The sequence below is a fragment of the Streptococcus sp. SM3 genome, assembly GCF_027497875.1.
In genome coordinates this window covers 17,549-27,723 of the sequence record NZ_JAJNSA010000025.1, presented here as the reverse complement: position 1 = coordinate 27,723, position 10,175 = coordinate 17,549, and the positions used below count along the sequence as shown (strand labels likewise).

The 10,175-nt window shown below is 40.9% G+C and carries 5 protein-coding genes and 1 pseudogene; 4 read left to right on the top strand and 2 right to left on the bottom strand.

The features are described from left to right. A pseudogene (locus PAN06_RS05885) lies at positions 1-181 on the bottom strand (YqeG family HAD IIIA-type phosphatase); the annotation flags it as partial. 249 nt (positions 182-430) lie between these two features. Here PAN06_RS05885 and PAN06_RS05880 point away from each other — a divergent pair. The 4 genes from PAN06_RS05880 to PAN06_RS05865 are packed head-to-tail and all read left to right on the top strand — an operon-like array spanning position 431 to position 3,181. Continuing rightward, on the top strand, positions 431-1,117 hold the full coding sequence (locus tag PAN06_RS05880; protein WP_269795846.1) for an XRE family transcriptional regulator: 687 nt from the start codon (positions 431-433) through the stop codon (positions 1,115-1,117). Between the two features lie 3 nt (positions 1,118-1,120). After that, on the top strand, positions 1,121-2,536 hold the full coding sequence (locus PAN06_RS05875; RefSeq protein WP_269795845.1) for a Y-family DNA polymerase: 1,416 nt from the start codon (positions 1,121-1,123) through the stop codon (positions 2,534-2,536). Beyond that, a complete protein-coding gene (locus PAN06_RS05870) occupies positions 2,533-2,895 on the top strand; it encodes a hypothetical protein (protein WP_042750128.1) in 363 nt (120 codons plus the stop codon). The genes PAN06_RS05875 and PAN06_RS05870 overlap by 4 nt, the downstream gene beginning before the upstream one ends. Beyond that, positions 2,888-3,181 carry a DUF5960 family protein gene (locus tag PAN06_RS05865; RefSeq protein ID WP_064276376.1) on the top strand — a complete coding sequence of 98 codons (294 nt, stop codon included), beginning with the start codon at positions 2,888-2,890 and terminating at the stop codon, positions 3,179-3,181. The genes PAN06_RS05870 and PAN06_RS05865 overlap by 8 nt, the downstream gene beginning before the upstream one ends. 311 nt (positions 3,182-3,492) lie before the next feature. Here the strand turns inward: PAN06_RS05865 and PAN06_RS05860 are convergent, their stop codons facing one another. Then, positions 3,493-9,912 carry an alpha-L-fucosidase gene (locus tag PAN06_RS05860; RefSeq protein WP_269795844.1) on the bottom strand — a complete coding sequence of 2,140 codons (6,420 nt, stop codon included), beginning with the start codon at positions 9,910-9,912 and terminating at the stop codon, positions 3,493-3,495. Positions 9,913-10,175 lie beyond the last annotated feature (263 nt).

The following is a 10,175-nucleotide window of genomic DNA, read 5'->3' as shown; positions in this document are numbered from 1 at the left end:
AAAGAAAAATTTGGAAACCAATGGCTTTGAGATTTTGAAAAAGTTCAATAACTTGTTCTGTAGCAGGGGCACCATGCATCACAAGAGTTTGATCGATATCAAAAATTAATCCTTTAAAACCAAGTTGATACAATCTTTGATAAGGAATATCAAAAACAGTTTTTGCTCGTGCTGCTGGCATGAATGGAAACATATTGTGTAAAGCCTTTCATTGAATATATAACAATAATTCTAGCACATATATAGAACAAGGTCAATACCACTATTAAGTGTGTAGCAGAAATAGATATTCCTAGTAGACAACCGTCCACTTTTTTTATATAATAAAATTAAACCTTATTGGTTGAGTTTTAAAAATATGGATTTAAGCATCGATTAGTCTTTCTAAGGGAGATAATGTCCATTAAATTATCATAATAGGAGGTGAAGTATGTATCAGCCAGAAAAATTAAAGGCTCGGAGGAAAGAGCTAAAACTGACACAGAAGGAAATTGCAGAGCAACTTGGGATTAGTTTCCAGGCTTACTCGGCTTGGGAACGTGGAGTCAAGGAACCGTCCAAGGAGAAGGTAGCTCAGCTAGAGGATATTTTAAAAGTACCAAAAGGATATTTTACTCAGATCGAGATTGTCCGTCTCTACCATAGCCTCTCCAAGCAAGGGCAGGAGAAGGTTGTTCTCTATGCTCGCAACCTATCTCAAGAGGAGCAAGCCCAGAAAGTGACAGCTATGCCAGAGCGCCTCTACGAGTACCGTGTTTATGAACGCATGTCAGCAGGTATTGGGGCTTCGGTCTACGATGATCAGAATTTTGATACGGTTTACTTTAATGAGGAGTTGGCTCATGACTTTGCGTCATGGGTGTCTGGGGACTCCATGGAACCTAAATACCAAAATGGTTCAGTGGCTCTGATTCGAGAGACAGGATTTGACTATGATGGGGCGGTTTATGCAGTGGTTTGTAACAATCAGACCTATATCAAGCGGGTTTATCGTGAGGAAGATGGCTTGCGTCTGGTCTCTATCAATCCTAAATACAAAGATATTTTCATCTCCTATGAGGAAGATCCTCGGATTGTGGGGATTATTGTTGGGAACTTTGTGCCGATGGAGGGCTAGACTATGGGCTACTTTGATTATTCCAGAGAGCCCAAAAGTGACATTGCCTTTGTCGATATGAAATCCTTTTATGCCAGTGTTGAGTGCGTGAAAAGGGGATTACATCCGCTGAAAACCTCGCTTTGTGTCATGAGTCGAGCGGATAATTCAACTGGTCTTATCCTAGCCTCCTCTCCCCTGTTTAAGAAGATTTTTGGCAAGTCAAATGTTGGTCGGGCCTATGATTTGCCTTTTGATATCAAAACGCGAAAATTTTCCTATTACAATGCTCGAAAGCAAGGGCTACCTACCGACTCAGACTATGTTCGCTACATCGAAGATTGGGCTCAAGTTACCTTGATTGTCCCTCCTCGAATGGACGAGTACATTGCAGTCAATATGGAAATCCAGCGAATCTTTCAGAATTATGGCGGTCCAGATGATATTTATCCCTACTCTATCGATGAGGGCTTTATTGATCTGACTAGTTCACTCAACTATTTCATCCCAGATAAGAGTCTCTCTCGCAAAGACAAGCTGGATATGCTTTCTGCTCGTATTCAGAGGGATATTTGGAGGCAGACAGGGATCTACTCTACAGTGGGCATGTCCAATTCCAATCCCTTACTGGCTAAGTTGGCTCTGGATAATGAGGCCAAGCACACTCCGACTATGAGGGCCAACTGGTCTTACCAGGATGTGGAAGAGAAGGTCTGGGCAATCCCTAAGATGACGGATTTTTGGGGAATTGGCAGACGGATGGAGAAACGCTTGCATGCTCTGGGGATTTTTTCCATCAAGGAATTGGCAACCAGCAATCCCGACCAGCTAAAGAAAGCTCTGGGTCAGGCAGGTCTTCGTTTGTGGTTTCATGCCAACGGGATTGATGAGAGCAATGTTCATAAGCCCTATAAAGCCAAATCCAAGGGCTTGGGGAATTCTCAAATCTTGCCGAGAGACTACGTGAAGCTACGGGATATTGAAATTATTCTCCGAGAAATGGCGGAGCAGGTGGCTATTAGATTGAGAAGGTCTGGCAAGAAAACAACCCTTGTCTCTATCTATGTCGGTTTCTCTAAACAGGAGGTCAGGTCGTCTATTCACACACAAATGAAGGTCGAACCGACCAATAATACAGCTGTCTTAACGGATTATGTTTTGAAGTTATTTCATAACAAATACACTTCAGGAGCAGTCAGAAGTGTTGGAATCAACTATTCAGGATTTGTGGATGAGTCCTTTGGTTTGATATCTCTCTTTGACGATGTTGACAAGTTAGAAAAAGAAGAAAGGCTCCAGACGGCCATTGACTCCATTCGGGAACAATTTGGTTTCACTTCCCTTTTAAGAGCAAATGCACTGGAAGAAGCCTCTAGGAGTCTTGCTAGAAGCAAGCTGATTGGGGGACATTCTGCTGGAGGATTAGATGGATTAAAATGATTGATCGTTCTTATTTACCCTTTCAATCCGCGCGAGATTATCAAGATCCAGGGATGCAGAAGTGGATGGGATTTTACCTTTCAGAACACACCAGTTCGCTCAGTGAAGAAAAAAGCCGGGTTGATTTTTCGACGGATTTGACTCCAGATGAGAAGTTACACTTGCTTTCTCAGCTTTATGTTGGCCAACTTAGGGGAAATTTTGTGCTAAAGGAAAAGAAGCAGAAAACCACTATAATCGGTGTGGTGAGAGAGTTATCGCCTCAGACTCTATCTATTAGGACAAGCGAGGGATATAGGTTGATAGAGGTTGCAGATATCCTAGGAATTCGGCTGTGGGAGGAGGGAGTTTATGACTAGAAAAGAGCTGTATGAAAACAAACTGCAGATGGATTACTTTTCAGATGACTATATTCGTTTTGAAGAGGATTTTCAAAAATACTCTGCCATGAACGTGCCCTTGACTTTCTTGATTGATGACATCCTACGAACCATGGCGATGAATCAGAAAAACTACTTTGTCTTAAACAAGGAAAATGCCAAGGATGGGCGGGAGCATCGTTTTTATTTTAGGGTGGTAACGGAAAAAGCGTGTCCTAGAAATAGGACCTATGTATATGCTGGGATTAAAAATAGTGGCCAGTAGATTTGGTAGGAGATGAACTCGTTTTTTGGTGTACCCCATTGCAGCTATCTGAAGAGGACTTGCAGAAGCTTATTATGGTCTTTCTGACGAGATTAGACAAGAAGCCCTATCTTTTTTAGATAGTCGTTTACTTGAAATTGTTGTTGAATTTGAAAATACTTATCCCAAATAATCATTCTGTTTTATAGATACTAAGATATCCATAGAAATTTATGGATATCTTTTGATTTGTATATAGAAAAAGAGAAGACCGGCTGGTCTTCTCTTTGGGGGAACTAGAATCATTGAAAAGAATTAAGTAAAGATTTTAATTAGTCTTTGAAATTCTTTTGGAAGATGAGTAGAGACAATACTGAAGTAATAGCAGCCAAGAATAAGAAGGCATTTGCTTCTTGCTCTCCAGTTTCTGGGAGTTGTTTTGCCTTGGCTTGTTTAGCTGTAGTAGCAACAGGTGCTTTTTCGTCTTTTCTTGGTGAATCTTCTGTTACAACTGCAGGAGCTGGTTTTTCAGTTTCTCTAGGTAGAACATACTCAGGGAGAGTCACAACTGGTGGTGCCTCTGTTCCTACAGAACTTTGTTTAGTTCCTACTTCAATCACTCTATCTAGAGCTGGAGTTGATTTGGTTTGGACTACCTTGCGATTGCTACCATCTACTTCGACATACTCAATTAGCAGGCCGTCTTTCCCTTCTGCTAGAACTTTCTCTTTTCCTTTATCTAAGTTTGGATTTTCATGACGGATAGTCTTGAATGGTACTGCCTTCTTGACAATATCCAAACTTGGAAGTTTAAAGACAAGGTCCTTAACTCCCTCTTCAGGGCTTGAAGAAGTAATTGGTTTTTCAGGTTCTTTTGGTAGAAGGTACTCAGGAAGAGTCACAACTGGTGGAGTATCTGTTCCTACAGAACTTTGTTTAGTCCCAACTTCAATCACTCGGTCTAGAGCTGGAGTTGATTCAGTTTGAACTACCTTACGATTGCTGCCATCTACTTCGACATACTCGATTATAGCACCATCTTTCCCTTCTGCTAGAACTTGTTCTTTCCCTTTGTCTAATTGTGGATTTTCGCGACGGATAGTCTTGAATGGTACTGCCTTCTTAACAATCTCCAAACTTGGGAGTTGGAAGACAAGCTCTTTAACCCCTTCATCAGGACTTGAAGAAGTAATTGGTTTTTCAGGCTGTTTTGGTTCAACTGGTTGTTCTGGTTGGCTAGGTTGCACTTGTTTGATTTGTTCAAGAGCATTATTGAGAGCTTTATTGACGTCTTCTTGAGTCTTCGCTTCTTGGATAGCTGCGATTGCTTTATCAGTAATTTCAACTAATTTCTTCTTAGCATCGTTGTTAGTACCGAGTTCAGCCACTTTTTTCTCGATAGCTTCAGTCAGGCTAGCCATAGCCTTATCATAATTGATTTTAGGCTGTTCCGGTTGTTTCGGTTCAACCGGTTGTTCTGGTTGGCTAGGTTGCAATTGCTTGATTTGTTCAAGAGCGTTGTTGAGTGCTTTGTTGACGTCTTCTTGAGTCTTCGCTTCTTGGATAGCTGCGATTGCTTTATCAGTAATTTCAACTAATTTTTTCTTAGCATCGTTGTTGGCGCCAAGCTCAGCCACTTTTTTCTCAATAGCTTCAGTCAGGCTAGCCATAGCCTTATCATAATTGATTTCAGGCTGTTCAGGTTGTTTTGGTTCAACTGGTTGTTCTGGTTGGCTAGGTTGCAATTGCTTGATTTGTTCAAGAGCGTTATTGAGGGCTTTGTTGACATCTTCTTGAGTCTTAGCCTCTTGAATAGCTGCGATTGCTTTGTCAGTAATTTCAACTAATTTCTTCTTAGCATCGTTGTTGGCACCAAGCTCAGCCACTTTTTTCTCGATAGCTTCAGTCAGGCTAGCCATAGCCTTATCATAATTGATTTCAGGCTGTTCCGGTTGTTTTGGTTCAACCGGTTGTTCTGGACTTGTTTCGTCTCCAGGTTTTCGGTAATTTTCGTCTTTGCTAAGAATATCTTGCAAAGCAGTGACTGTTGACATCACATCTTGTACATTTACAGTATCAGAACTTAATTGTGCAGTGAGTTTATCAAGATTAGACTTGAACGCTTGGCGTGCAGTTGCTGTATTTTTCAAACCACTTGGATCAAAGTTAGATAAGTCGTCTTTCCATTTAGAGAGAGATTGAAGGATTTGTGTTTTGCTGTAGAGTTCACTTCCTTCACCACGAGTGATGAATTGATCCACCTGGATACCGATGTTTCGAGACAAATCGTTTCGATCAGGATCTAGTTGAAGGGTGACTGCGTGCAAGTTTTCATCAAGACCTTTTAGGCTAACCAGAGTTTGATTGCCTTGACGTTGAGCAGCGTGACCGCTAAAGTATTTCTTGCCCTCAATAGTCGACGCATTTCCCATGCCGTCTTGGTAAGGAACTTCTTTGCCATCTAGGAAGACTTTGTAGATACCATGATTTGGATCAACATAGCCCTTGATATCAAGTCCAGTACCGTAGAAGTAGGCTGTGACAGTTGTCTTTTTCTTTTGTTCATCAGTTAAGCGACCAAAGGAAGCCCAAGACTCCGTTTTTTGGTACTTGTCTGCTGAATTGGTTTCATGGTGCCAGCCAGGACTGTAATCCAACTGACTAGCTTGGTCATCATAACTTGTTTGATCCTTGATCAGCAATTCAGCTTTCATCACTTGGATGGTTGCATCGGTAGCAAAACCGAGTAAAGCACCATCAGAAACAGAAGTGAGCTTGGCTTTGAAGTCAAAGATAGAGTCAGCTTGTTCTGTAAAGTCAATCGTTGGGATGGTAACAGTCTTTTCTGTTTCTCCATCTTCAAAAGTCACATCTTGAGTTGTATCTTGGTAAACTTTACCGTGAACCCCAGTTCCAGGTTCTGTGATGAAGCGAACAGTAGCAGTACCCTTGCTTCCACCAACACGTTTAATTTTAACAGTGACTGGTTTTCCTTTTTCGACTTCGTAAGAAGTTGCTTCAAGCTCAAACATACCCTTGCTGTTATTGTTTAGAGTGTAGATTCCTTCTGTAGCAATTGGTTCACCTGTTTTATTAACAAGGGTAATGGTATGTTGGCCAGGTGCTAAATCGTCTGTTTCATATACTTTTTGGCTGCGTTTACGGCTAGTGTTCTTAGTTTGCACATCCGCAACTTTTTGGCCATCAACGTAGACGGACATTTCTCCATGACCTGGGTCAACTGTAGAGACGACATAGGCCTTGGTTCCTGTGAAAGTATAGCTTACTTTGGCATCTTTTTGATTGGTCCACATAGAAGTGCCACGAACACCTTCAGATTCATTGTACCAAGTTGTACCGGCTGTATCCGCTGTTGTATTTGAGTGGTATTCAAGTCCAAGAGGGTAGCCGTCTGTCTTTTCGATACTACTTGGTGTCTTGTAGACTGAGAAGTTGGTTAAGATTGGAGTTGCTTGAGCTCCGGTGATGGTTACACGGATTTTTTGTGCCTCTACAGGCTTGCCTTGAATCAAGCGACGGTAACCAACAGTTGAACCTTCTCCGTAAGTCACCCAGCGACCGTTGATTTCGACTTCAATCTTGAAACCAGAGATACGCTGACCTTTAGCGATGTCTTCCTTGAGTTCGACAACGTCAAAGCGTCTCTTTTGTCCCAAATCGACTGTGAAGCTACCTGTTGTGGCATCATTTGAAAGAGCCCAGCTAGTATCATCTTTACCGTCTGTAAGGTGGCTTTCTTTGTAGAGATGGTTCTGACGAGTCGAGCTTGCTGTTACAGTTGCTCCTTTGGCAAAGTCAGTCGCATACATTTGATCTAGAGTCGCTTTGAATTCTTTCAAGCGAGCCACGTCAGCATCTGCGAATTTACCTTCTTTGTTTGGTGGAATGTTGAGAAGAAGTGGCGTTCCACGACCAACAGACTTGAAGTAGATATCCATCAATTCTTTGAGGGATTTTGGTTGCTGGTTATCGTGGTAGAACCAGCCAGAGCGGATGGAAACATCTGCTTCTCCTACAGAGTACATATCTCCGTCAGGGTCACCGTGGTTAAGGTATTCGTTCTTAACATTTTCGGTGATGTTTGCTTTCTTGACCTTATGCCATACAGGGTCACCGGCGATACCACGCTCATTTCCAATCCAACGGATACTTGTTGGTTCGGCAGAGAAGATAGCGATATCTCCTTCAGCTTCCTTGATGTATTTGAACCACTCATCAAAAGTGTAGGTTACTTTTTGGGCACCGCTACCGCGTGCTCCATCCATCCAGACTTCAATAAATTTACCCTTATTACCGTATTTTGGATTACCAAGGATTTCTTTTAGCTGATTGAGGTAGTATTCGTTGTATTCTTTTTGAGTAGCTACCTTATATTTAGGGCTATTAACATCCCATGGTGATAGGTAAACACCCATGTTCATATCGTATTTAGTAGCCGATTTAGAGATTTCTTCTAGAAGGTCACCCTTTCCATCTTTCCATGGACTTGCAGCTACGGTATGATTTGTATATTTAGATGGGTAAATAACGAAACCATCGTGGTGTTTGACAACCATAATAGTTCGTTTAAAGCCAGTTTCCTTTAGAGTACGGATCCATTGATCTGTATCTAAGTTAGTTGGATTGAAGTTTTTAGGGTCTTCATTTCCATGTCCCCACTCAGAATTAGTATAAGTATTCATACCATAGTGGATGAAGGCGGCTAATTCTTCCTTGTGATAATCAAGTTGAGCCTTGCTTGGAAGGGGACCGTGATTTCCAATTTCTGTTTCCTTATCTTCTGGATGAGCAGCAGGTAAAACAGTTGAAGTCGGATTAGAGCTATCAGAGATTTTTTCGTATTCAAAGACAACATCATTCACACCCTTGTGCTGGATGCTGGCTTCTAAGCGTGGAGTGATTGCGCGGTAGCCTGCGATTTCTTTTGCTTCAAAAGTGTTTACAAAGGAAACATCGTATTCTTTTCCGTCATTATTATCAGTAACAACATCTGCTAATTCTTGCTCTGAGCCTTTCAAACGATAATGAATGGCAAATGAACCTTTATTCACTTTATAAACCACCTTGATGACCCGTGTTCCTGGAGCTGTTTTGCTGACGACGTTGTAGGTCCACTCATCTTTGAGTTGTTTGTTGATTTCGACGCCATCAATAGAGACAATCTGGTATTTCTCTTGATTTTTTGTATAGAAGTCAGTCTTAGCGATTTCTCTTTTGAAGTTATAATCAAAAGCTGTTCCAACTTCAGTTTTTTCAACAAAAGTATCATCAGTTTTGATTGGATTACCAGTTTCATCTACGTGTTGGACAACTACACGTCCGTAATCGATTCCTTTAATGAGTGTCGCAACACCATTTTCATCGAAAGAATATTGATTTTCGCCAATAACAGCAGTTTTATTTCTGAACATTTCTCCTTCAGGAGTAAAGTAATATCGTTTCCCATTATCACCTTGGTACCAACCTTTGACGCCATATTTTGCGATAATATCTTTTACCCATTTGACTTGCTCAGGTGAGAGGACGATTCCGCCACCGAAGCGGTCTTTGTCAGGGATGCCGTTTTCAATTGTGCCGTGTTGGTGAACACCGACTACTTTACCATCACCGTTGATAATACCAGCACCTGAAAGTCCTGAAACAGAAGTCATATGATAGGTGATGCCTTTTGAGCCTTTATCATCATAATTATCAACAGATTTCACGACACCATCAGCCTTGTAAAGTTGACCAGATACAATTGGTTTTTTGAGCTCAGGTGAGCTTGAATCAGTTGGATATCCAATCGTGCTAACAGGGTCCCCAGGTTGATAGGTTTTATTTTCTGCCAAGGGAACAAAGGTAGCAGCTTTATTTGGACTAGCGATTTGAAGAGGAACAGGTGCTACAACAGCAGCCAAGTCATTTTGATATCCTTTTCCAAATTCTTTCTTGTTCCAAAAATGAATATCTTCTTCTTTGAATAGAGTAGTATTACCCGTTACAGGTTGAGAATTGCGAACAGCAGAATTAGAACCGAGGTTATAGTAAAACTTAGCAGAATCTCCGCCTCGAATATGTCCTTCTTTTGTATCACGGTTTGATTCTAAAAAGTTGTGGGCAACAGTCAAGATGACATTTGGTGCCACAAAAATACCAGAACCAGACACGATATAGCGTTGGGAACCACCATTGTAAATAGTGTAAATCATACTAGCAGCAGTAGCAGGTTGTCCTTCATAAGGGACGTGCTTCAAATCTAGACCACCGTTGATAATTGCACGATTACCATTTTCAGCTTCTTTTGGAAGTTCTTCCTTGTTTTTTAGAATGCTTTCTGTCTCAACTTTAGGACTATCCTTCTTGTCTACGATTGCTGAAGTATCTATGTTTTTCACGGGTGCATCAGGATAAGCTTGATCGTGGATTTCTTCAGGAAGCAAGTCAGTAGTTTTAGTTTCTGCTACAGATTTTTCTTCTACTGGTTTAACAGTTTTTTCTGATTTCTCTGCTTTCTCTGACTCTTGAGGTGTAGAAATTACAGGACTTTCATTTTTGACTTCTGGTTTGGTTTTTTCAGTTTCGGCCAATTTTTCTACATTTGGTTGAGAGCTTGTAGCTTCAATTTTTGCTTCGTCAGCTAGTGCTGTTCCAGATGCAAAAAAAGCGAGTCCGACCATAACCGAAGCAACTCCAACGGTTAATTTTCTGATGCTAAAAGTTTGCCCTTTTTCAAAAAGGTATCGATTCATAATGTACTCCTAGTTTGAATAAAGACAGTCAGCTACTGTCTGAGCCCAAGTATGACTTGGAAACGATTTTCTTTAGCGATAGTTAGATTTTGTGCAATAGTTTGAGACTAATTACCCCCTCTGTTTAAGCGCTTTCATTTTAGAATAAAAAAATTAAAATTGTTATCTTAATCTTTAAAATAACCTAAAAACCTTAACATAACAAATATACTAAATTGTTCCAAGAAATGCAATAGAGAAAGTAAACCTAATTTAAAGAAATT